Here is a 22297-nt window from a genome sequence, read left to right on the forward strand (position 1 = left end):
CTCCATTCCTACAACAATTTTGAAGCTACTTTTTCGCGCCGGCATGAAGCGTGATATACGCGACCCGGACAAACTGGTAAGACATCTTCGCAGGGTGATGAACGCGCCTTTGGCCCCCTCTCTGCTGCCACGCGGAGTGCGACTCAAGCGAGGCAAGGTTGCAGGAATAGCTGGCCACTGGCTAGGCACCGCAGACCCACAAATCACCATACTCTACCTGCATGGTGGCGCCTTCATCGGCGGGCGGCTTGATACCTATCACCACTTTTGTGGCCGTTTGGCTCACGCCCTGAATGCGCGGGTCTTTCTTCCGGATTACCGACTAGCCCCTGAGCACCCCTTCCCGGCAGCAACGGATGACGCCTTTAATGTGTATCGTGAACTGATCGCAGACCCTCGCCCTGTGGTCATTGCGGGAGACTCTGCGGGAGGCAACCTGACGTTAGTCACATTGCTGCGTGCCCGTGATCAGCTGCTGAAAATGCCGGCTTGCGCCCTCGCCATTTCGCCGGCATCGGATGCGCGAGGCACCCTGATGTCCAGACAGGCGAATAGCGACAGCGATACCATGCTTTCCCATGGCATGATTGAGGTGGCAACGGATATCTATCTGGCCGGCGCGGACCCCGCTCACCCGTATGCCTCACCAATCACCGCGGATTTCACCGGCTTGCCCCCTCTACTTTTCACTGTCAGTAGCGAAGAGTGTCTGCGCGACGATACCCATGCAGCAGCACAATGCGCGCGAGATGCGGGGGTGCCCGTGCAGGTTCTGGAGCGCGATGATATGCCGCACGTGTGGCCCGTATTCACCTTTTTGCTACCAGAGGCAAAGCAGGACTTCCCTACCATCGTCCGAATTCTGGAAAAGTATCTGACCAGCAATAACGTCGGCAAAGCCCCATCCCAAACGGTCAATGCTAGCGATAGCGCCATAGTTGAGGTTGCATCATGAATATGGCTGCTGTTGCAATCCATAACCCTCGTCCCAGCGTTACTCCTGATCATGAAGTCATTATCATCGGCGCGGGAATTTCTGGAATTGGTGCGGCAATCCAGCTGCGTGCCGATGGCATCAAAGATATCTTGATCCTTGAGCGAAGCAAGGATGTGGGAGGAACCTGGCGCGACAACCGTTATCCGGGAATCGCTGTCGACATTACCTCGTTTACCTATTCATTTTCCTTCGAACAAAACGCAAATTGGTCTCGCGTTTTTGCGCCGGGAAACGAGCTTTACCAGTATACAAGACAGGTAACAAGCAAGTATGGCATCTACCCACTGATTCGCTTTGGTGTCGAAGTCGCTAGCGCCCGTTTTGATCTCGACAGCCATGTCTGGTTGATCGATCTTACGGATGGCAGGCGACTTAGTGCACGCCATATTGTCTCGGCCTGTGGCGGTTTGATATCACCCAAGATGCCAGATATTGAAGGGCTTGATACGTTCCAGGGCAATGTCATTCACACTGCACGCTGGCCAGATGACCTTGATCTTAGTGACAAGCGAGTAGCGGTAATAGGCACTGGCGCCACTGCAGTGCAACTGATTCCGAAAATTGCCCGCCAGGCTCGTCAACTTGACGTCTACCAGCGCACCCCCATCTGGGTGCTGAAGAAGCCGGATCAGACTCTGCCTGGCTGGCTCAAGGTATTGTTCCGAACCGTACCGGGCTTGCAACGCAGCCTTCGCGGCGCTACCGACACCGTCAGCGAAACCCTGATGGTGCTTTCCGCAATATATTACCGGCAGGCCCCTTGGCTGGTTCGCATGTGTGAAAAGGCGGGCATAAACAACCTGCGCGAACAGCTGCCCAACCGCCAGGACCTGTGGCAAGCACTGACACCGAAATACGGCTTCGGCTGTAAAAGACCAACCTTCTCCAACGACTATTTCCGCACCTTCGGCCGGGACAACGTCGAGCTGGTGACGACGCCGATCAAACGCATCACCTCCCGTGGCATCACCACCGAAGACGGCCGCTCACGACGCATAGATACCTTGATCCTCGCCACCGGTTACAAAACCTTCGAGAAAGGAAATATTCCCTCGTTCGACGTCATCGGCAGCAACAACATCAATTTGGGCGATTTCTGGCATGACTACCGTTACCAGGCCTATGAAGGGTTGACCATTCCGGGCTACCCGAACTTTTACATCATGCTCGGTCCCTATGCCCTTATCGGCACCTCTTACTTCAAGATGGTCGAAGGGAATGCCATCCACCTCTCTCGCTGTATTCGCGAAGCCAACCGACGTGGAGCCAGCCAAGTGGAAATACGTCAGTCCGTCCATGACGCGTATTTCCGCAATATCCAGAAACGCCAGCAAAACACCGTGTTCCTTAACCACAACTGCGCGCTGTCGAACAGTTATTACTTCGACCATCATGGTGACGCGCCAATGCTGCGGCCCTCTACCTCTCTGGAAATGCTGTGGCGAGCCAAGCATTTACCGATGGATCACTACCGGTTCAGTGTACTGGCCGGGCACACTCCCAGCAGACACGACGGCGGGAGACAAGCCTGTGAGCCACATCCCCAGCTGCCAGAGAAGGGCATTCCGGCAAAACAAACAGATAACAATTCTCAGTGACTGTGCCAGAGAAAGTGTGGAGCCTGCTTGTACATGTCACGCCAGCAGAGCTCTCCAGATCCAGTTGACCGTGCGCTTTAGCGCTGCCCAGGAGGCGTTACACCACTCGATAACCCATGCCTGGTCAGCAACAGAACACGGCATCTCGTCATAGACGACGACTGGGCGTCACGCATTAATGTGTGACATTACCGGAGCGCCAGAGCACAACGTCATTACAGTCATGGACACAGACAGCTAAGCCTGAGACCAATATTGGTTGTTTAACCAAACAAACAGAAAATCAGAACAACTCACCATCTATAACCAGAACAGCCCCCTTTAGGAGCCTGAAATGTCTGCAAAAAAAACAAAACGGTTACCTCTCCTTTTCTTCACGTGCACTACAGCATTGCTCTCACCCGGCTTGGCCATTGGCGGTGCTGGCGACGGAGCGAGCACTTATGGGCTAGGCCCGATGAATGCCGGCACTGCCTTGGCATTCAGTCCTTTTGCATCCAACAGCTGGTCGGTGTACTACAACCCGGCCGCCATGGCCCGCTCCCCGGAGGGCGAACTGGGAGTCATTGTGCAGTATGGCGACCAGGAATTACGTGCCAAATCACTGGGAGGAACAGACCCTTTGGAGCGAGAGAATGATATCCTCTCTGACACCAGTTCCGAACTATTATTAATCGGCTTCAAAAGCCGCGTCGCCGGCATTTCCAGCATCGACAAGCCCATTTACTTTGGCCTGAACGTGGGTGTAGACCAATACACATCCAACCTATTGCCCTATCAGGCCAATACCAGCCAGAAAGGGCAGTTTCTACGCTATGAATCTCAGCCACTTTATCTCGCCTTTGGTGGCGCTATCAGCAACGTCCTGAGGGGCGTTGACGTCGGCGCATCAGCACGTCTTACCCTCCAGGCCAAAGCCAACCTGGAAGCAGTTTCAGACCTTGGCGGCAACACAGACTCTGAAAAACTTTCCCTGGAAGCCTCTCCATCCCTATCACCGGCACTAGGTATCAATATCCGCTCTGGAGAAATGTTCTGCGGTACAAGCGAGTGCATGCCTTTTGGAATGGATAAGATGGAGCTGGCTCTTTTCTGGCGGGGGGAAAGTAGCTATGAGGTATCCGTGGATGCCAATGTGGTTGTGCCGGGAGTTATCCCTGAACCAGGCCTGAGCCTAGCGCTTAGTACAATTGATACCTATCAACCTGAAGTTCTCGGCGCAGCCATTTTGCTTCCCGTTGGCAAATTCGAATTGACGGCAGGCATTGAGCAGCACAATTGGTCTGCGCTTGAAAGCGAGTTTGCCGACGATACTATTCGCGATCAGGCTAATCTAGCGTTTGACGACATCACCATTCCCCGAATTGGCGTTAGCTATCAGTGGTCGGAGTCCATGAAACTCTTTGCCGGCGCAGCCCTGGAGGACTCACCTTTAAAATCCAGCCGATCCCAGGACGTTAACTATCTTGACACCGATAAAAAGGTTTTCGGTCTGGGTGCCAGCTACCGTCTGTCCAGCGCGCCAATAATAGATATGCCATTAGAACTCTCCTTCGCTTACCAGTATCAAATGCTGGATGAAGCTGATTTCGAATTGACCTCCATCAACTCTTCCACCGATCCAGCCCCTTATGAAACGGTAAGGGCTGATGGTGAAATAAACGTATTTTCTTCCTCCCTGTCGCTAAAGTTTTAACAACAGGCATGCGATTAATACCAGGAGAAGAGCAATGAATAATAACCCCATCACAATCCACCAGTTTCTGATTAGTCTGGCGGTCGCCATAGCAGCCCTTCTGACCGGGTGCGGTGGCGATCAGGGCGATGTAAGCAATCCCTGGAGCACACCAGAGACATTAATTTTTTCTTACCCTTATCCTGGCCAGACCGAGGTTCCAGCTACCGCGCCAGTAATCCTGCGATTTTCCTCTGCACTTGAGCAAGAGGTTATTGATGACATTGACTCACGCCTACAGCTGGTCAGTGATACTGATGGGAATACCGTCATGGTTGACTATCAGGTGGTAGACAATGGCAGAGGCCTGGCCCTGTATCCTCAATCGCGGCTGGCTCCGGCGGAAGCGTACCATCTGGTTGTCAACGATGATGGCCTTGGAGCCATTGATGATAACTCCGTGGCCCGCGTTCGGTTTCGGACTGCAGGCAGTCAAGCCGGCGCATCGCAAACCATGGGAAGCGGCTCTTTCACCCTGCTTTCAGCCACTCCTCTAGACCAACCGTCATTGCTAGAGCCGATTGATGATGCCAGCCATCCCAACGACATGAGCACCTTCAGGATGTCGTTTAACCAAACGGTTGATCCGACCAGCACAGCATATGGCGAAACCGGATCGGTTCAACTTCGTGACAACCTCGGCAAGTTGGTTCCCGCATCGCTATTTTTGCAGGGTCGTTACCTGACACTGGATCCTGACCAGGATCTGAAACCTGTGGAACACACACTAACGATTGCTGGGCTGCGGGCCCAGACTACCGGTGAACAGTTGCCGGAGTACAATCGGACTTTTGTTCCGGAAGCCACTCTTCCCCGTGCTACATCCGTTCTAAAAGTTGGCAGTCTTGGAGCTGAGCAACCTGGACTAGTGTCAACTTTAACCGGCAACCCGATCAATCAGGTGCCAGTACAATCCTTTGTGCTGGGAGATGAATCATTTACCGGGTTGAGCGGGGATCTAGCTGCAGATCTGGCTTTTGCTCCCAACTTTCCTAATGCCGTTCCACTGCGAGTACCCGCTGGTTCCGTACTCCGAGGCACCCCCGTGGACGTCAATATACTGGGCGAAATACCGTCCGGGCTGGAAACCGGTGAAGTCACCATCACGATACTCAGCGACGCTAATGGGTATCTGATCCCTAATCCATTCAGTGATTCCCCATCGGTTCCCCGCTATGCCCTGCTTAATATGGACGCAGCAATGACTGCAGCAGGTCAAGAGCCCAATGCGGCTCTCAGCCAGAACCTGCTTAATGTGCAGGTAGCGGGTTTAGCCGTTGTAAAGGATGGTGTACTAGTACTGGATGCGGTCAGTGTGGTTGAACCTGATGTACTGGGCCTGGAGAAGGCATCCGGTCTGCTCTCATTCCGCATGGAGGCCTATCAAAACCAGCGCCAAGCGCCTGCCCCAAGCCAAGACACTCGACCCTTGCAGCTTCAGTCTTGGGCACCGGGAGAAACGTTCCAACCCAATGCAAGGCCTGGTGACCCCGTTATCCTGAACTTCAACAAACCATTAGACCCAGCTTCGGTGTTCCTTGACGGTGCCGTACAGGTTTCTGTTGATGATGTAGTAAAGACGTACCCAATACGTCACGATGGAGCCACGATCATCATCGGAGGAGATATCCTTCAACACGGAAAAGACGTCGAGCTCACCCTCACCAGCCTGCTCCGAGATACGCAGGGAAACCCGCTCAACCAGGACCAGACACTCAACATCCGCCTACCGGACTTCGTGCTTCCCAATGGCAGCACCAATGAGCTACGTGCACCACTTGTCGCTGCTGTTTTTCCCGGTTACCCCTGTGCGTTAACCGATGTCGATCTTACCGGCGAAAGAGAGACTTGGCGCAATGGCCGATGTGTAGGAGGTAAAAATAGCGACCCGCTCTATCCTGTACCGAATATGTTCAAGGATTTTAGTATTCGAGTCATCTTTAGCCGCAGTATCGACGGCGACACGGTTAATGATCAGACTTTTGTTGTTGAACACTTCGATACCGTTAATAACGTATGGCAACCCGTCAATGGTCGCCATAAAGTACTTTCACAGCGAATCGAATTTTTACCGAACAGTCCCTGGCGGGTTGGTGACCTTTACCGTTATACCCTGCACTCCGAGGAAGGAGCGCCGAACTGTGGAGTCAACGCCATATGTTCAAATGATGGAGCCCCTCTGCAAACACGGCAAATTTCTCAGTCCAGCTCCACAGCGCCTGGCCTTAGACAAGGAGGTCCGGACCTGACCAATCACTTTGTGGTAACAGGAGAAGAGGACAGGATTACCCGCGTATCATTACGGTCACTACCTGTAGCGGATGTCAACGCGAACCTCAGTCTCGATGACAATGAGCAAGGTGCGGTACCCGATGGTAACGGCGGTGCCATTGCCGATGCCAACTACCTACAGCTTAGGCTAAAAAACAAATCGGGAGTAATAACCCATGCCAACATTGGCTGTGGTATAGGCGACGATTGCCCGGAAAAGAAATTTGCCTTTGTCGGGTCAGGCGCCTTGCAAGCCGGGGTAAGCCAGTATGAGCCGGATGTCACCATCAACCGACGCCTCATCGACAGCGACCCAATGACATCAAATGAAGTCACCGGCGCCGTCATTGCCAAAGTCTTCCCTACCGTTCTCTCAACGACCAGTGTCTTTCTGGAAGCTCGCGCACTGGGATTAATCACAATACCGCTGGACACCGGTCCTCTGGTACTTCGATTGGGATACGAAAACAATCAACCCATTACGGGCTATATCACCGAAACCCCGGATGGCCCCTGGTTCAGTACTACGTTTGATCTCATGGTGGATGCACCAGAGTTAGAACCACGGCTAATTATAGAACTCGGGCATGACATCCGCAGCAAAGTAATTACCGGAGTCACCCTCGAAGGCCCCCTGCGCTTTGTCGATGATGGTCGTCTGATTCTCAAAGTCCGTAACCCCGACCCTCTCATCATACCGGCCAACATTGATCTCTTGGGAATCGGCTTGGCGGGTGTTGAGCTGGAAGTCCCCCCCCTCGGCGTAGATCTGACCTTTACCTTTTTGCCGGTAAAAGATTTTTAATATATTCCCCTTGTGCTAACGCACTTTCATGCCCCCTTTATGGGGGCTTTTTTCTGTCCTCACCGTATGCCACACCGCTGAATGATCATCAATATCGTCAAATAGGACTTTTCTTTGTGTAGAAGAAACGCTAATATTTGGTTGTTTGGCCAAATAAATAAATGCCTATAATGATGCATCCTCACGACAGCCTCGCAAGCCTTGCCTACAGCGATTCAAAGCACTCACCGGAATCTGGCAGGGATATACAGTTCCCGGGAAACGGCGGGTTGGTTCTTAGTGCAACCCAGTTCGGGGACCCGAAGTCACCGCAGGTGCTTTTGCTGCATGGCGGCGGACAGACCCGTCATGCCTGGGCGCACACGGCAACAGCTCTGGCCAGATCAGGGTACTGCGCTACCTGCATTGATGCCCGCGGTCATGGTCAAAGCCAGTGGTGCCCTGAAGGGGATTACAGCGGCACCGCGCTGGTATCAGACCTCCGCGCCATCATCCAATCACTTCCCACATCACCTTATATCGTGGGAGCGTCAATGGGCGGACTGACGGCCATGCTTACCCTTGGGGAGGAGCCCCCCTTGCCCTGTCGAGGTCTGGTACTGGTGGATGTGGCCCCACGGCTTGAGACCAAAGGCGTTCGCCGGGTGATTGAGTTCATGCGCCGCCACCCTGACGGTTTCGACTCTCTGGATCAGGTTCAGGATGCCGTGGCTGCCTATAACCCAACACGAAAAGCACCATCAAGCTCACAGGGCTTGCGAAAAAACCTCCGCCAGGACGCTAATGGCCGTCTCCATTGGCACTGGGATCCTGCGTTTCTTGATCATGCGGTAATCCCTGAAGCAAATGAAGGCATGTTCGGCCGAGCGCGACTCAATCTTGCAGCAAGCAAACTCAAATTACCGATATTACTCATCCGCGGCCATCACAGTGATGTACTCAGCGAAGCAGGAGCCCAGGAATTATTAGCCCTCGTGCCACATGCCAAGTACCGAGTAATCCATCAAGCAGGTCATATGGTAGCGGGTGACCGCAACAGTATTTTTACCGGAGCAGTGCTGGACTTTCTTCAGCACCTTGACCCGCAAGGAAATCACATACGCTCCACCGATCGGAGACTTACACCATGAAACATAAACACCTCGACGTGCTGATCATTGGCGCGGGCCTTTCCGGCGTCGGTGCGGCTTGTCACCTAAGCCGCAAGTGCCCAGATCTACGCTATGGCATCCTTGAGCGACGCAAGCGCGTTGGTGGCACCTGGGATTTATTTCGCTATCCCGGCATCCGTTCGGACTCCGATATGTTCACACTCGGCTATAACTTTCGGCCTTGGACAGACACCAAGATGCTTGCCGATGGCCCCTCTATTCGCAATTACATCGAAGAAACCGCTGAGCATCATCAGGTCCACAAGAAAATTCATTTTGGCCTGAAAGTCACTGCCGAGGACTGGAGCAGCGAATTCAATCGCTGGACGGTTACCGCGTTGAACGAGGAAACCGGTGAAGAAGAAGTTTTCACCGCTGGGTTTGTCCTCAACTGTACCGGTTATTATAACTATGACGCCGGCTACACACCGAAAATTCCTGGAATCAATCGCTTTGGCGGCGACGTAATTCACCCGCAGCACTGGCCAGATAACTACGACTATACGGGTAAGCGAGTTGTCGTGATCGGCAGCGGCGCCACCGCCGTAACACTGGTGCCCGCGATGACCGACCGCGCTGCGCATGTCACCATGTTACAGCGCTCCCCTACTTATGTTGCCTCCGTCCCTGAGCAAGATCTCATCTCGAAAAACCTGCGCCGAGTACTGCCAGAAATGCTTGTTTACCGCATGGCGCGCACACGCAATATCCTGCTGCAGAGAACCGTATTTAACCTATCGATTCGTAAGCCCAAAGCGATCCGCAGATTACTGCTGGCCGCTGCTCGCAAACAACTGGGGCCGGATATCGACATGAAGCATTTTCAACCTCACTACAACCCATGGGAGGAACGAATGTGCGCAGTTCCCAAGGGGGATCTGTTCAAGGTGCTTCGTGAAGGCAAGGCTTCCGTGGTGACGGATCATATAAAAAATGTCACCAAAACCGGTATAAAACTGGAATCTGGGGATTGGATACCTGCCGATATTATCGTCACAGCTACCGGTCTGGATTTGCAAATGTTGGGCGGCGCAGAGCTACGTGTTGATGGTACGCACGTCAATCTCTCAAACACCATGATGTACAAAGGCTTAATGCTTGAAAAAGTGCCTAATATGGCACTGGTCTTTGGCTATACCAACGCGTCCTGGACCCTCAAGGCAGATATTGCCTCCGAATTTGTTTGTCGGCTTCTCAAGCATATGCGCAAGACAGGCGCAGAAAAGGTGACCCCTATCGACGAGGAAGGGTGTGGCTCTGATGTCAACTTTCTCAACCTTCGATCTGGCTACATTCAACGTGCTGATGACCGCCTGCCACGCCAAGGCAACAAAGATCCTTGGCAAAACCTCAACGATTATCTTCACGACCTGCCGGCGCTTCGTTATGGAAAAATGAATGATGGCCACCTTAAATTCGAAACGACAAACCTACATAAAACGAAACGCAATCTCGTCCAAAAACTTCTGAGCAACACATCAATATAGAGGCGCAACGATGAAATCATTTTCAGGAAAAGTCGCGGCGATCACTGGCGCCGGGTCGGGCATCGGGCAAGCCACGGCGATTGCTCTAGCAAAAGAAGGCTGCCACTTAGCGATCTCTGATATCAGCGAAGAAAGCCTAGAGAAGACGGTCGAATTACTGGCAGGCTACGCCGTCAACATCAGCACTCATGTTGTTGATGTCAGCAACAAAAATGCGGTTTATCAATACGCGGAAGATACCGTATCAACACACGGAAAAGTAAATCTCATCATGAACAATGCCGGTGTGGGACTGGGTGAGACCGTCGAGAACATGAGCTATGAAAACTTTGAATGGCTGATGAATATCAATTTCTGGGGTGTCGTATACGGTACAAAGGCATTTCTTCCCCATCTCCAGAAAATAGGTGAAGGCCATATCGTCAATATCTCCAGCGTTTTCGGCATTATCGGTGTTCCAACCCAGTCAGCCTACAACGCCGCAAAATTTGCTGTTCGCGGATTTACAGAATCATTACGTGAAGAGCTGGATATCGCGGGCGGCCTTGTCAGCGCGACTTGCGTTCATCCAGGTGGAGTAAAGACCAACATCGCGCGTAATAGTCGCATGGGAGACATGGGCAGCATGAACATGGGCGACAAAGAAGAGATTGCCAGCATGTTCGAAAAAATTGCCATGACCACACCCGAAGCTGCCGCTAGAACCATCCTGAAAGGCGTGCGGAAAAACCGGCGAAGAGTTTTGGTAGGCGGTGACGCGGTCATGCTGGACACCACACAGAGACTGATACCCACAGGCTACCAACGCTTGCTTGAAATTATGTTTAAAAAACAGCAAAGCAGCAAAAATAAAAAAACGCATCAGGGCATGGCCTGACATTTTTCTCTTTAACTATCACATTATTGATTGGAGGCGATATGCGCTCGTCTAATACGGTAAAAAGCATTAAGAAACTCAGCGGCGCACTGGTGGGCATTCCACCGCGTCATATCAATTTTCAATTTCCGGATTCCATTCCAAAGTATTTTTATGCTGGAAATGCCACAGCAACGACTTTCTTTGCCATGCTCTCCGGTTTTTTCCCACCTGGTGAACGCTATTTCATGGAGTCCGTTAGACACTTTCGTGGTCAGGTTAAGGACGAATCTCTACGGGCGGCCATATCGGGCTTCATGGGGCAGGAGGCCATTCACGGACGAGAGCACGACAGGCTGAACCAGATTCTCGCCGAGTACGGCTATGACATGCAGTCGCCAGATCGGTTTGTCAAAATTGGCTTGGCCATACTAGAGAAGTTGCCGCCGAGCACTCGGCTAGCCGCCACCACGTTTATGGAGCACTTTACTGCGCTTCTCGCCGAGCAGCTGCTTGAAGACGAGAATTTTGTACGCCAGGCAGACCCTGAAATGCTCAAAATATGGCAGTGGCATGCGCTCGAAGAGCTGGAACACAAATCTGTTGCCTACGACGTATATGAGCTTATTGGTAACAGCCGTACAGAGCGCGTGGCTGCAGCCCTCGCCTCGATGGTCGTCTTGCTGCCGATGCTGGGCATCACCTGGAGCTGGATGCTTGTCAAAGACGGCCAGCTCGGCAACATCAGCGATAATGTTAAAGGTCTGAATATTTTGCTAGGTCGTAACGGGTTTGTATCGCAAATCCTTTCGCGCCTTCCTGAGTTCATTCAGCCGGATTTCCACCCTGATCAACATGACACCAAAGGGCTGGAAAAACTGTGGCGTGAGAAGTTGTTCGCTGAAGGTGGCCAACTGCATGAGCTGTATAGCAATCCGGCGGCATAATAATGCTCAAGGGGGTTTAGGGAACCTCTGAATAGTTGACGACTCTGTCACCACCGTTTGCTAAAAGACACACAAAAAAATGCCGGAATTGCTTCCATGCAACTCCGGCATTACACCTTTTATCATAGCTTTTCTCTAGCCGATCTTTATTGCGCATCCTCTAGAATGAATTGTGCCGCTCGCTCGCCAATCATCATACATGGCGCGTTCGTATTACCACTGATCAACAGTGGCATGATCGAGGCATCGGCGACACGCAACCCCTTCACACCGTTTACCCGCAGACGGACATCCACCACCGCTTTTTCATCACTACCCATTCGGCAAGTGCCGACGGGATGGTAGATTGTTTCAGCGCGCTGGCGAATATCCGCGTCAATCTGGTCATCACTCTCCACGCTGGAAGCCGGTTCGTCATCACCGCCAAAAGCAGAGCTGAAAGAATGACTGTGAAACACTTTTCTGGCTAGTTTCACGCCTTCACGGAGCACAAGAATATCGTCAGGATGAGAAAGATAGTTTGGGTCTATCAAAGGCGCAGCAAATGGATCGCTATTGGCCAATCGAATCTGTCCTCGACTCTTAGGCCTGAGTTGGCACACATGAATCGTACAACCAAACCCTGGCGTCAACTGACGTCCATGATCTCGAAGATAAGCCGGTAAAAAGTGTAGCTGAGCATCCGGACGATCCGGCTCGCTGAGCAGGCTGACAAAAGCCCCTGCTTCCGCCGCGTTACTGGCAAGAAAGCCGCGCCGATGACGAAAATACTGGTAGAAGGCACTAATCAGCCGAGGTATAAAAAACGGTGACATGCCGATTGATTGACGGCTTTTGTCCTTGATCATGACGGTCATATCAAGGTGATCTTGAAGGTTCTCCCCAACTTCCGGCGAGTCTTGCAAACAGGTGATGCCGATTTTCGATAGGTGCTCTCGCTCTCCAATACCCGACAACATCAGCAACTGAGGGGTATTGATCGCCCCACCGGACAGGATGACTTCTTTGTTCGTACGAATGACCGATTGAGCACCATCACTATCACAAATTTCGACGCCAATCGCCCTGCCGCAATCCAGTAACACCTTGGTTACCTGCACATCCGTCATGATGTGCAAGTTATCGCGGCCACGTGCAGGATCCAGGAAAGCACGCGCGGCACTCCACCGGCGCCCTTCTTTTTGTGTTACCTGAAACCGGCCAAAGCCTTTCTGTTCCGGCCCGTTAAAATCATCGTTTCGGGTATAACCCAGCTCTTCACCGGACTTAATAAACAGCGGGGTTAACGGGTTAACATCCCTGACTCGGGTAACATTCAGTGGCCCACCCACACCATGCCAATTGTCAGCGGAGTATTGTTCATTGTTTTCATGTGCATTGAATACCGGCTGCACATCTTTCCACGCCCACCCTGTTGCGCCTTGCGCTGCCCAGTCATCATAGTCTTGTTGTTGGCCTCGAATGTAGACCATGGCATTGATTGAGCTGCTGCCCCCCAGTGTTTTTCCTCGCGGCCAGTAGAGGCGCCTTTTATTAAGGTGACTTTGTGGCGCGGTGTCGTAGCCCCAGTTTCGCTTTCCTTGTTTAATTAGACCGATGAGTCCAAACGGAATATTAATAAAACCGCTATTATCGTGGGGGCCGGCCTCAATAAGACAAACGGAATACTTGCCGCACTCGCTTAACCGGTTGGCAAGAACACAGCCCGAAGAGCCCGCCCCCACGACGATAAAATCAAACGACTTCATTTTGCTTCTCCCCCGCCTGAATAAACCGTGACATGTGGTGCTCTCGGTCGCCATGACTCAATGATGCATGTGTCACCAGACGGAAGTAATGGCCAATGTTCAGCTCTTCCGTAACACCAACGCCACCATGGATCTGGATACCTTGCTGAGTGATACCAACGGCCCGGTTTGCGTAGTAAGCCTTTGCCGCCGCTGTCGCGCGCCCGCGCTCACCGACGTTTGCGCTCTCTCCTTTTACTGACACCATCAAGAGCATGGATTCCAGCTGCTGGAGATCAATAAACGCATCAACAAGGTAGTGCTGGATTACCTGAAAACTGCCAATCGTTCTACCAAACTGTTTACGCGTTCGAGCGTATTCCAGAGTGGCCTGATACACCTCTCGGCAGGCGCCGTACATACGTGCGCAGTCCAATGCGCACAGATAATCGAACCAGGCAGAAACCGCTTGCTTTGCCGCATCACCACGACACAAAACCATTTCGTCTGTGATGAGCACATCATCAAGCGTCAAACTGGCAGCACGGCTTCCATCGAGCAGTCGATATCTTTCAACGTCACAGGCGTCGAAAGGTAGCGCGACAATGACCAACTCATCACCAGACATAGCGGAGACGAGCACGGCGTCTGCAACGCCACCATCAGACACAACGTGCTTCTGCCCGGAAAGTCGTTCTCCGTTTAGCCTCAAGGAAGGGTTCAGCACGTGATAACCGGCATGCCGGTCATAAAGACCGCAAGCCACACGTGCCTCACCAGCAATAATGCGATCAAGCAACGCCAAGGATGTTGGCGTATTGGCGAACTCCAATAACTTGCCGGGGGAAACAATTAAATCGACAAAAGGGTCAAGACAAAGCGCGGCTCCTAACTCCTGAACAATGGCGCACACGTCAAGCAATGAGCCGCCATACCCTCCAACAGATTCAGCAAACGGAAGGCCAAACCAACCCAAATCATTCATGGCCTGCCAGCGATTCGCTTCAAGGTGATTACTCTCATTCAACTGTGCAATGTAGGTGTCAAATGAATAGTTGTCTTTAAGATAACGGCGCGCGGTATCCGCAATCATGGTGGTATTTTCGGGTAACTTGAAATCCATTTTTCACCTCACAATCCGAGCAACATCTTCGCCAACACGTTTTTCTGGATCTCGTTAGATCCACCATAGATGGTGCACGCACGCAGGAAGTTATAGCGGCGACTGGCCTGATTAAAAATTTGCTCCCCAATGGGCTCCTCGTTATCCCATGGCAAAGACATCAAACCTCCGATTTCCACCATCGCTTGGGAAACCCTTTGCTGTAGTTCCGTGCCTTTGATTTTCAGTCCTGACGATTCTGGGCCGAACGGCTTGCCTTCATCTGTGGCAGCAACGGTGCGAAAGTTGGTGTATTCCAGTGCCATAAGATCGACTTCCAAGCCAGCCAACCGACGCACCGCCAACTGCTTATCTGTTTCCGTTGGTAGCGCATCGATAGCACTTTTAAGGCGATTGATTTCGTAGTGAATATCCGCCACACCGGCAATGGTGGTGCGTTCGTGGGTAAGAAGAAACTTGGCAATGGTCCACCCCATTCCTTCTTGACCCACCAAATTTTCCACAGGCACTTTCACGTCGGTAAAATAGACTTCGTTAAGGTGATGATGCCCATCAATTGAATAAATCGGCCGTACTTCAAGCCCGGGGGTTTTCATATCGATCAGCAGGAATGAAATACCCTGCTGCTGTTTCACGGTGCTATCCGTTCGCACCAAGCAAAACATCATGTCTGCCCAATGGGCCTGTGTCGTCCAGATTTTTTGACCATTAACCAAATAATGGTCGCCATTACGCGTGGCTCGCGTTTTTAACGAGGCCAGATCTGAGCCCGCATTGGGCTCAGAATAACCTTGGCACCATAGCGTTTCGCCACGCTGAATGCCGGGCAACCACCGTTCCTTCTGTGCTTCAGAACCAAAGGTATATAACACCGGCCCAACCATGGCCACACCAAAAGGACTTGTTGGCGGAGCCCCTGCCGAGGCGCGTTCCTGATCGAAAATATACCGCTGGGTTGCGCTCCACCCTGGGCCACCAAATTGTTCTGGCCAAGTAGACGTGAGCCAACCTTGACTGCCCAGCAAACGCTCCCATCGTTGCTGCATATTCTTGTCTGGCATCGCTCCTCGGGCAGTACAGCGCCGAATATCATCAGGCACATTTTCCTTCATCCACTGCCGGATACTCTTACGAAATTCTTTTTCGTCATTACTGAAATCCAGATTCATGGAAGCCTCCAAGCCAATAAATTTCGCAATACAAGGTCATCAATTACTCAATTAACCTGTTTACCGTTGCTCTCCCAAAAGGGGGCTCGCAGTTCGTTTTTCAGCACCTTACCTGCCCCACTCACCGGCAACGACTCTGCCTTAAAATCAACGCTACGAGGCACTTTGTAACCTGCAATTCTTTCACGGCAATGTTCGATAATCTCTGCCTCACTGGCGTGCTCTCCTTCACGCAGCACCACGATTGCATGCACAGCTTCACCCCAGCGTTCATCGGGAATACCAATTACCGCGCACTCCTGTACCGCAGGATGGCTATAAATGGCACCTTCAACTTCAACAGAGAAAATATTTTCTCCACCGCTGATTACCATGTCCTTGGCTCGATCAACGATGAAGACAAATCCATCCTCGTCCATGTAGCCAAGGTCGCCGGTATGTAGCCAACCATTGCGCAAGGTATCAGCGGTTGTTGATTCCATTCCCCAGTAACCCAACATGACGTTTGGTCCCCGCGCACATATTTCGCCAACCGTACCTTGAGATACCACCTGATCATTTTCATCAAGCACCACCACCTCCACACCCAGTGCTGCGCGACCGGCGCTACGTAATTTTTCTCCGCCGGGAATGTGATGTTCTGGCCCGAGTGAGGTAATGATTGGGGAGGCTTCGGTCTGGCCATAGCCCTGAGCAAATGACACTGTCGGCATTTGTTCCATAGCACTAATCAATACCGCCTCTGGCATTGGCGAGGCGCCATACAGCATGCGTTTTATGCTGCTGACATCGTAATTGGCGATGCGCCCAGATGAGGCTAGAAGATTGACCATGGTCGGCACCAACAGGGTGTTCGTGACTTTCTCCTGCTCAATGAAAGCCAGCACTTCATCAACATCAAAGCGAGGAACAATGCCATGTGTCCCCGCAGCCAGTGTCACGGCAAACGTGCTGGCCATATCAGCCAAGTGGAACATGGGCCCGGCATGCATATATATGGTGTCACTGTCATAGCCCATCTCGGCAACCACGTTTAGGGCATTGAATACCAGGTTGTCATGACTCAGCATCACGCCTTTTGACCGCCCAGTGGTACCACCGGTATAAAACAGCCCCGCCAGATCGTCACCGCCAGCATTGGCGTCACGGATTCGATCGGCGTTGGCGACAAGGGATTCATAATCAATACACCCTTGTGGACACTCACCCTCACCCATGAAGACAACATGCTTGATAGACTCAAGCTGTGGCTGTAGGGATGGCAGCAATGCTGCAAAGGTGTCATCAACGAAAAGCACTTTAGAACCTGAGTCATTCAAGGTATAGGCGATTTCAGGTGGTGCGAGCCGAATATTGACGGGATTCACTGCCGCACCGGCCCACGGCACTGCATAGAAATACTCCAGGTAGCGATCGCTGTTTAATGCCAGTATGGCAACCCTGTCACCCGCATTGACGCCCAGACTTAGCAACCCGTTAGCAAGGCATGCGATACGGTCTTCAAACTCTCGCCAGGTTTGCCGCCGACCAGCAAAAACGGTAGCCGTACCTTGGCCGTTTAATTGAACCGCACGGCGCAAAGTCTGTGAAATATACATAACAGAACTCCTCTATTGAGGCAGAAAAGGAAGGGGGGAGGGTTGTTTATAGATTGGATTAGCTGGAAGCGAAGGCTCTCTTATAAATGAAGCGACCTCGGGAAACCTGGGCGCCATCAAGAAACACATCCACAACAACCACAATGAAGCGCTTTCCTTCACGAATAATGTTCGGCTTGGCCACCAACGTACCCGCAAAGGCCGGGCGCAAATAATCCAGAGTCATACTTGAACATACTGGCTTATTTTGTTCAGTCTGATTCGCTGTTAAGTGCGCGCCAGCAACAAGCTCCGCGAAGCTTGCGATAATACCGCCATGAAAAGTCTTGATCAGAGGGTTGCCAATGTGCTGCTCGCGAAACGGCATTTTATAGGTTGCTTCGCCATTATCGTCCGAAGCCGTCATACCAAGAAATTTTTCGTATGGTGATACATCGCCGACCACAGTAGAGAGAGCGGTTACCCTTTCTGTTTCGAAGCTGATGATTCCTTCATCATCGATTGTTTTTTTCTTGGAGGGGGCTCTCTTATTGCTAGGATTCACAGATTGATCAAAGGACGGGCCTGCCGTTCCTATCGCAAAACTGCCTGATACCGACGCCAGCAAATTGCCGCCATCACGCCCAAATGCCTCTCCACGGACATAAGCAATATTTTCTTCAACTGCAAAACAGGTGACATTACATGCCACCCCTTCGCCAGCCTCGGGTTTAGCGATGAAATCAACGCGCAAGTCAATTGTCGCAATTGGGCGCATGTCGCCGAGGCGCACAAAAATCGCCAAACCACATGCCGTATCAAGCAAGGTAGCGATGGCTCCCCGATGAAGCTTTCCCTGTTGATCACAAACCTCTTCCACACAAGGCATGCTCATTACCGCGCCATCTTTGGTAATGTCATCCATTGCGATACCAAAAACCCTGAACAACGGATGCCCTGAACCAAAAAAAGCCTTTGCGGCAAGCAGTTCTCTCGGGAGTGATGTCTCAGCTGTCATAGTTAGCAACTTTTTATCAGAATGTTGAAGCGGCATCCGCATACCGGGTCTCTGCAACACGCACAGATTCAATGGCGTCCGTTATTGCCTCTTCAGGGAATGTTTCACTTTCGGACCCCTTTCGCAGACAATCAGCCAGAGCGGACCATGCCGCAGCACTCGTGCGCATCAACTCGACCAAGCCTGCCTCATGTATTTCAGGAACAATTTCACTCGCTTCATCGAGAAATTCTGAATACATCGCTCTAAAGCCGCTGCCCCCCGTTCCACGCTTCTCGATCACTTGATAGGCGAAACGGAGCAACCATTGCCATTTATCCACTGCCTTCCAGCGAGGAAGTTCCTGGATCCAAGTTGTTAGCGCTTGAATACCGTGATTCCTGCTTCCTTGCAGGAGATTATCTGCATTCTTCACAATCGCACTGCGCACGTTATCGGCAGACACCTGAACCGAAACACTTTCGGGTGCGAACAATGAACCATGATGGATAAAGGGTGGCGACAAGGAGAATCTGGCTTCAACCAACTTGTCACGAGGCACCTCTAAAAGCCCTGGGCGCTCGGTATCGCTAACGAGCATCGTCTCGCCCTTCTCGGCTCGCTGCCAGGCGACGATGGCGTGACCGGGGAAATGTGTACTGCTCTTGAAATAAGGAAGGTAAAAAATATCAGTTAAGAGAAGCGCAGGCCGCCCCGCATCAAGATGGGCATCCAGCGCATCGGCGGCAGCACATTTATCTTGCCAAGTTTCCCAGCGAAACGGCACGCCCAGTGTAGAGAACACCGTTTCCTCAAATCCCATTGAACGGACATGGACAATAAACGGGGTGTCCGTGCCTGGTATTTCCACATAAGTAATACCAAGCCCGGCACCCAGCCCGAAGCAGAAAGCTTCCGTCAAATTAAGCCCATGAAACTCCAGCAGGTCTCTGATAGCTGAACTGCCACAGTGACGCCCAGGCCGATGTGTATGAGGAACATCGACGGTACTGGGGACATCCTGCTTGTCTCCATGCATCAGGCTGCCTCACTCACTGGAGCCGGACCGTAAATGGTTTCCGATGCCCGCATCGGATCTCCATGAGTCTCATACTCCGCCAACCACGCGGCAACCTTCTCAGGCATACCGGTATCCCAAGGGTGAAATCCAGGGCGGAACCAAGCGAGGAAATCAGGCAGCATGCCTGTGAGAATACCTTTTCGCCCATAAAGCTTGTTCAGGCCTCGCAGAATCACACCAGGCTGGCGCGTTACGCCATCAAGCTTGAGCATATTCCAAAATACTGGAGCCACGACAAGGTGAACCATCAGGGTCGCAACCACCAACGCAGACGCGCGCGTCAAGTAGCCTCCACCTGCTGCGCCCTGATAAAGATCATAGGCCACGGCCTTGTGCTCTACTTCTTCGACCCCGTGCCACAGAAATAGCGCTCTCATGACGGGGTCAGCCTCGCTAAACATCTCGCTCTTCTCGCTGACCATGGTTTCGCCCAGGGTTGCCGTAAAGTGCTCAAACGCCGCCGTCATGGCGAGCTGATACTTCTTCGGCAGGTACTTTTGTGTGGTGCGAATAAAGGTCCTTAGATTCGCAGTGACCTTATCCACATCCACGCCCTGGCTGGCCATCACATCGTTGAAACGATCATGGACAATCCCGTGCTGACCTTCCTGGCGAATAAAGTGACGAATATCCTCGCTCAGCTGATCATCTGTCACTTGATCCTTGAAGTTACGCACTGACTGGATAAAGAAGCGCTCCCCCTCCGGGAAATGCACTGAGAGGGCATCAAAGAAGCGGGTCAGCACGGGGTCACCGCCATTCCAGTGCCGTGGCACTGACGAGACATCAAAAGCGACTTTGCGCGGCTGAATTGATACAGAACTCATAATTCCTCCAAATAAACAGGCTGTCTACGTAGTGACATCCCTTGATCTTATTTGGCTGAACAACCAAATGTCAATAACCTTAGGTCGCAAGTCTCCTCTGTGAAGCAGTCGTTATGCATAAAGCTGCATTTAAATGGTTTTGGAAGTGTGGTCCGACCATGGAAGATACGCTGTATAAAATTGAATCGGTGTGCTGTTTTTCGAATATTTATCTTTCCCGGAATGCCGATGAAACTTCCACCTTGAACTTTCGATGCCTGCGGGATGAGCTGAATCTGTGCAAGATTCTAGTTATTGCAATATCCAGAATCGCAAAGAAAGAAGCGCAAGACTAAGTGATTTATCGCTGAACGTTCTGGAATGCAATCCACGACGAGGAAGACAGCACAGCAATGCGAGACCAGCAAACCAGCGCGCGAACTAACGTGAACATACATTCCGGGTGATTAAAGGTATCTTCGGCTACAGAAAGGTGCCACCTTGGCCAAGCCTAGAATACCAACAGGCTATATACCTTGGCGGGGCCAATAACCTGTTCGGAGTGAAACGGGAGCTGCCGCGCCTGATTGCTGCTTTTCTTGAGCATCATAAAACCGAAAAATGCACGATATTCAGGCCCGCCCTAACTCGTATGAGAATTCACCAAGCAGGTGCTGTCGAGAAGATGAGAGGCATGTTAGGCCGCAGCTCACCAACATCGGCCAACTAAATAGAGAAGAGCGATCGGCGTAGTATCGAACTATCCAAATACTACACAGAAACTTCAACTACCCGCATGAAGAGAAATGCGGCCACTATCCCAGATTTTTTCAACCATATATCACCTCTATGAAGCCAGGAAGGAATGGCCTTCCTGACCCTGTCTCATGGAGGTTTCATGATCATTCAATGTCCGTCCTGCCGTTCCATCCGCGTTGTCGCCCTGCAGAATGGCCGCAAGGTCGGCGGCTCTGTAGGCACGGTTGCAGGTGCCGCCAGCGGCATTGCCATGGCTAGCAGCGGTGCTCGCGTGGGCGCTACGGTCGGCCTGGCGTTTGGCCCTGCCGGGTCCGCCATCGGCGGTATCGCCGGTGCCGTGTTTGGCGGTTTGGCTGGCGGCGTGGCCGGTGGTGAAGCTGGTGCTGCGCTGGGCGCCAAGCTCGACGAGACCTATCTCGACAACCTGGAATGCCTGGATTGCGGACACAGCTTCCGCCTCGATGCCGAGTAAGTCCCACTCTCCCCTTACCACTCACACACCCCTGAAGCCCGCCCAGTGCGGGCTTCTTTATGCCGCTATGGAGGCCTGGATGGATATTCCCACTTTCGTAAAGAACGAGCAGGGCCTGTACCACGTACAGGGCTGCGTTAAGCCTGAGGAAATTGTCAGTACGGCGGCCACCATTCTTCTGGATGAGCTGACCGGTCGGGAGGCGCTAACCACTCCCACCGATGTCGCCCAGTTCCTGCAGATGGCCCTGGCCCAGAAGAAGAACGAGGTCTTCGCGGCCATCTTCCTCAACAACAAGCATAAGGTGCTCAGTTTCGAGCCCTTGTTCAACGGCACCATTGATGGCGCGGCGGTGTACCCCCGTGTGGTGGTACAGCAGGCCCTGGCCTGCAATGCCGCTGCCGTAATCTTCGCCCATAACCATCCCTCCGGGTGCTGTGAGCCCTCCCAGGCTGATCGCACCATCACTACCCGGCTCAAGGACGCTCTGGCCCTGATCGATGTGCGGGTCTTGGATCACTTCGTCGTGTCCCGCTCCGAGTGGGTCAGCTTAGCCCAGCGTGGCTGGCTCTGAGCCTTCACTCTTCGGCTTTTGCTCTACCACTGACTCAACCACCTCTTCTCATTCGTTAAGCCGCCCGTTTTGGGCTCATCGTTATTCTTGGAGATTTACCATGGCACATCTTGTCGAAAGCATGGCCTATGCAGGACGTACCCCCTGGCACGGGCTGGGCAACCA

The 22297-nt window shown here is 52.3% G+C and carries 17 protein-coding genes; 10 read left to right on the plus strand and 7 right to left on the minus strand.

Features of this window, described 5'->3' with window-relative positions:
* The first annotated feature begins 43 nt into the window (after window positions 1-43).
* The 8 genes from A15D_RS13385 to A15D_RS13420 all read left to right on the plus strand — a co-directional run bounded on the left by A15D_RS13385 (window position 44) and on the right by A15D_RS13420 (window position 11847).
* A complete protein-coding gene (locus A15D_RS13385) occupies window positions 44-955 on the plus strand; it encodes an alpha/beta hydrolase (protein WP_231880744.1) in 912 nt (303 codons plus the stop codon).
* On the plus strand, window positions 952-2595 hold the full coding sequence (locus A15D_RS13390; protein ID WP_102792352.1) for an NAD(P)/FAD-dependent oxidoreductase: 1644 nt from the start codon (window positions 952-954) through the stop codon (window positions 2593-2595). The genes A15D_RS13385 and A15D_RS13390 overlap by 4 nt, the downstream gene beginning before the upstream one ends.
* 334 nt (window positions 2596-2929) lie before the next feature.
* Entirely contained in the window at window positions 2930-4291 is a 1362-nt protein-coding gene (locus A15D_RS13395; RefSeq protein ID WP_063509526.1) for an OmpP1/FadL family transporter, read from the plus strand.
* 34 nt (window positions 4292-4325) lie between these two features.
* Window positions 4326-7406, plus strand: a complete 3081-nt coding sequence (locus A15D_RS13400) for an Ig-like domain-containing protein (protein ID WP_008930242.1) — start codon at window positions 4326-4328, stop codon at window positions 7404-7406.
* Window positions 7407-7579: 173 nt separating this feature from the next.
* Window positions 7580-8536, plus strand: coding sequence for an alpha/beta fold hydrolase (locus tag A15D_RS13405; RefSeq protein ID WP_008930243.1), 957 nt, complete (start codon window positions 7580-7582; stop codon window positions 8534-8536).
* Window positions 8533-10044, plus strand: coding sequence for an NAD(P)/FAD-dependent oxidoreductase (locus A15D_RS13410; RefSeq protein WP_008930244.1), 1512 nt, complete (start codon window positions 8533-8535; stop codon window positions 10042-10044). Before A15D_RS13405 ends, A15D_RS13410 begins: the two co-directional genes overlap by 4 nt.
* 10 nt (window positions 10045-10054) lie before the next feature.
* Complete coding sequence (locus A15D_RS13415) at window positions 10055-10921, plus strand: SDR family oxidoreductase (RefSeq protein ID WP_007150445.1); 867 nt, start codon at window positions 10055-10057, stop codon at window positions 10919-10921.
* Between the two features lie 41 nt (window positions 10922-10962).
* Entirely contained in the window at window positions 10963-11847 is an 885-nt protein-coding gene (locus A15D_RS13420; protein WP_007149555.1) for a metal-dependent hydrolase, read from the plus strand.
* A gap of 146 nt (window positions 11848-11993) precedes the next feature.
* Here A15D_RS13420 and A15D_RS13425 read toward each other — a convergent pair whose 3' ends face one another.
* From A15D_RS13425 to A15D_RS13455, 7 genes are read right to left on the minus strand one after another with little or no spacing between them, the layout of a single operon-like run.
* Entirely contained in the window at window positions 11994-13595 is a 1602-nt protein-coding gene (locus A15D_RS13425) for a GMC family oxidoreductase (protein ID WP_035248738.1), read from the minus strand.
* A complete protein-coding gene (locus A15D_RS13430) occupies window positions 13582-14697 on the minus strand; it encodes an acyl-CoA dehydrogenase family protein (protein WP_035248740.1) in 1116 nt (371 codons plus the stop codon). The genes A15D_RS13425 and A15D_RS13430 overlap by 14 nt, the downstream gene beginning before the upstream one ends.
* Before the next feature lie 8 nt (window positions 14698-14705).
* Complete coding sequence (locus tag A15D_RS13435) at window positions 14706-15866, minus strand: acyl-CoA dehydrogenase family protein (RefSeq protein WP_007150215.1); 1161 nt, start codon at window positions 15864-15866, stop codon at window positions 14706-14708.
* 47 nt (window positions 15867-15913) lie between these two features.
* The gene (locus tag A15D_RS13440) at window positions 15914-17464 is read right to left on the minus strand and encodes a long-chain-fatty-acid--CoA ligase (protein ID WP_035248742.1); all 1551 of its coding nucleotides are present in this window, start codon (window positions 17462-17464) and stop codon (window positions 15914-15916) included.
* 58 nt (window positions 17465-17522) lie between these two features.
* Complete coding sequence (locus A15D_RS13445; protein ID WP_231866193.1) at window positions 17523-18503, minus strand: PaaI family thioesterase; 981 nt, start codon at window positions 18501-18503, stop codon at window positions 17523-17525.
* Window positions 18478-19479 carry a BtrH N-terminal domain-containing protein gene (locus tag A15D_RS13450; RefSeq protein WP_052042942.1) on the minus strand — a complete coding sequence of 334 codons (1002 nt, stop codon included), beginning with the start codon at window positions 19477-19479 and terminating at the stop codon, window positions 18478-18480. The genes A15D_RS13445 and A15D_RS13450 overlap by 26 nt, the downstream gene beginning before the upstream one ends.
* The gene (locus tag A15D_RS13455; RefSeq protein ID WP_035248744.1) at window positions 19479-20348 is read right to left on the minus strand and encodes a metal-dependent hydrolase; all 870 of its coding nucleotides are present in this window, start codon (window positions 20346-20348) and stop codon (window positions 19479-19481) included. The genes A15D_RS13450 and A15D_RS13455 overlap by 1 nt, the downstream gene beginning before the upstream one ends.
* Window positions 20349-21225: 877 nt before the next feature.
* Here A15D_RS13455 and A15D_RS13460 point away from each other — a divergent pair.
* Both A15D_RS13460 and A15D_RS13465 read left to right on the plus strand, forming a co-directional pair.
* Window positions 21226-21558 (plus strand): membrane protein, encoded by a 333-nt coding sequence (locus A15D_RS13460; RefSeq protein WP_035248785.1) that lies wholly within the window; start codon window positions 21226-21228, stop codon window positions 21556-21558.
* Window positions 21559-21637: 79 nt separating this feature from the next.
* On the plus strand, window positions 21638-22132 hold the full coding sequence (locus tag A15D_RS13465; RefSeq protein WP_063508940.1) for a RadC family protein: 495 nt from the start codon (window positions 21638-21640) through the stop codon (window positions 22130-22132).
* The last annotated feature ends 165 nt before the right edge of the window (window positions 22133-22297 follow it).

Source organism: Alcanivorax sp. MD8A (assembly GCF_002888555.1).
GTDB lineage: Bacteria > Pseudomonadota > Gammaproteobacteria > Pseudomonadales > Alcanivoracaceae > Alcanivorax.

What these genes read in the sequence shown, in the direction of transcription:
- A15D_RS13385 (WP_231880744.1), top strand. Translation starts at nt 44, where the DNA reads ATGAAGCGTGATATACGCGACCCGGACAAACTGGTAAGACATCTTCGC.
- A15D_RS13390 (WP_102792352.1), top strand. Translation starts at nt 952, where the DNA reads ATGAATATGGCTGCTGTTGCAATCCATAACCCTCGTCCCAGCGTTACT.
- A15D_RS13395 (WP_063509526.1), top strand. Translation starts at nt 2,930, where the DNA reads ATGTCTGCAAAAAAAACAAAACGGTTACCTCTCCTTTTCTTCACGTGC.
- A15D_RS13400 (WP_008930242.1), top strand. Translation starts at nt 4,326, where the DNA reads ATGAATAATAACCCCATCACAATCCACCAGTTTCTGATTAGTCTGGCG.
- A15D_RS13405 (WP_008930243.1), top strand. Translation starts at nt 7,580, where the DNA reads ATGCATCCTCACGACAGCCTCGCAAGCCTTGCCTACAGCGATTCAAAG.
- A15D_RS13410 (WP_008930244.1), top strand. Translation starts at nt 8,533, where the DNA reads ATGAAACATAAACACCTCGACGTGCTGATCATTGGCGCGGGCCTTTCC.
- A15D_RS13415 (WP_007150445.1), top strand. Translation starts at nt 10,055, where the DNA reads ATGAAATCATTTTCAGGAAAAGTCGCGGCGATCACTGGCGCCGGGTCG.
- A15D_RS13420 (WP_007149555.1), top strand. Translation starts at nt 10,963, where the DNA reads ATGCGCTCGTCTAATACGGTAAAAAGCATTAAGAAACTCAGCGGCGCA.
- A15D_RS13425 (WP_035248738.1), bottom strand. Translation starts at nt 13,595, where the DNA reads ATGAAGTCGTTTGATTTTATCGTCGTGGGGGCGGGCTCTTCGGGCTGT.
- A15D_RS13430 (WP_035248740.1), bottom strand. Translation starts at nt 14,697, where the DNA reads ATGGATTTCAAGTTACCCGAAAATACCACCATGATTGCGGATACCGCG.
- A15D_RS13435 (WP_007150215.1), bottom strand. Translation starts at nt 15,866, where the DNA reads ATGAATCTGGATTTCAGTAATGACGAAAAAGAATTTCGTAAGAGTATC.
- A15D_RS13440 (WP_035248742.1), bottom strand. Translation starts at nt 17,464, where the DNA reads ATGTATATTTCACAGACTTTGCGCCGTGCGGTTCAATTAAACGGCCAA.
- A15D_RS13445 (WP_231866193.1), bottom strand. Translation starts at nt 18,503, where the DNA reads ATGCGGATGCCGCTTCAACATTCTGATAAAAAGTTGCTAACTATGACA.
- A15D_RS13450 (WP_052042942.1), bottom strand. Translation starts at nt 19,479, where the DNA reads ATGCATGGAGACAAGCAGGATGTCCCCAGTACCGTCGATGTTCCTCAT.
- A15D_RS13455 (WP_035248744.1), bottom strand. Translation starts at nt 20,348, where the DNA reads ATGAGTTCTGTATCAATTCAGCCGCGCAAAGTCGCTTTTGATGTCTCG.
- A15D_RS13460 (WP_035248785.1), top strand. Translation starts at nt 21,226, where the DNA reads ATGATCATTCAATGTCCGTCCTGCCGTTCCATCCGCGTTGTCGCCCTG.
- A15D_RS13465 (WP_063508940.1), top strand. Translation starts at nt 21,638, where the DNA reads ATGGATATTCCCACTTTCGTAAAGAACGAGCAGGGCCTGTACCACGTA.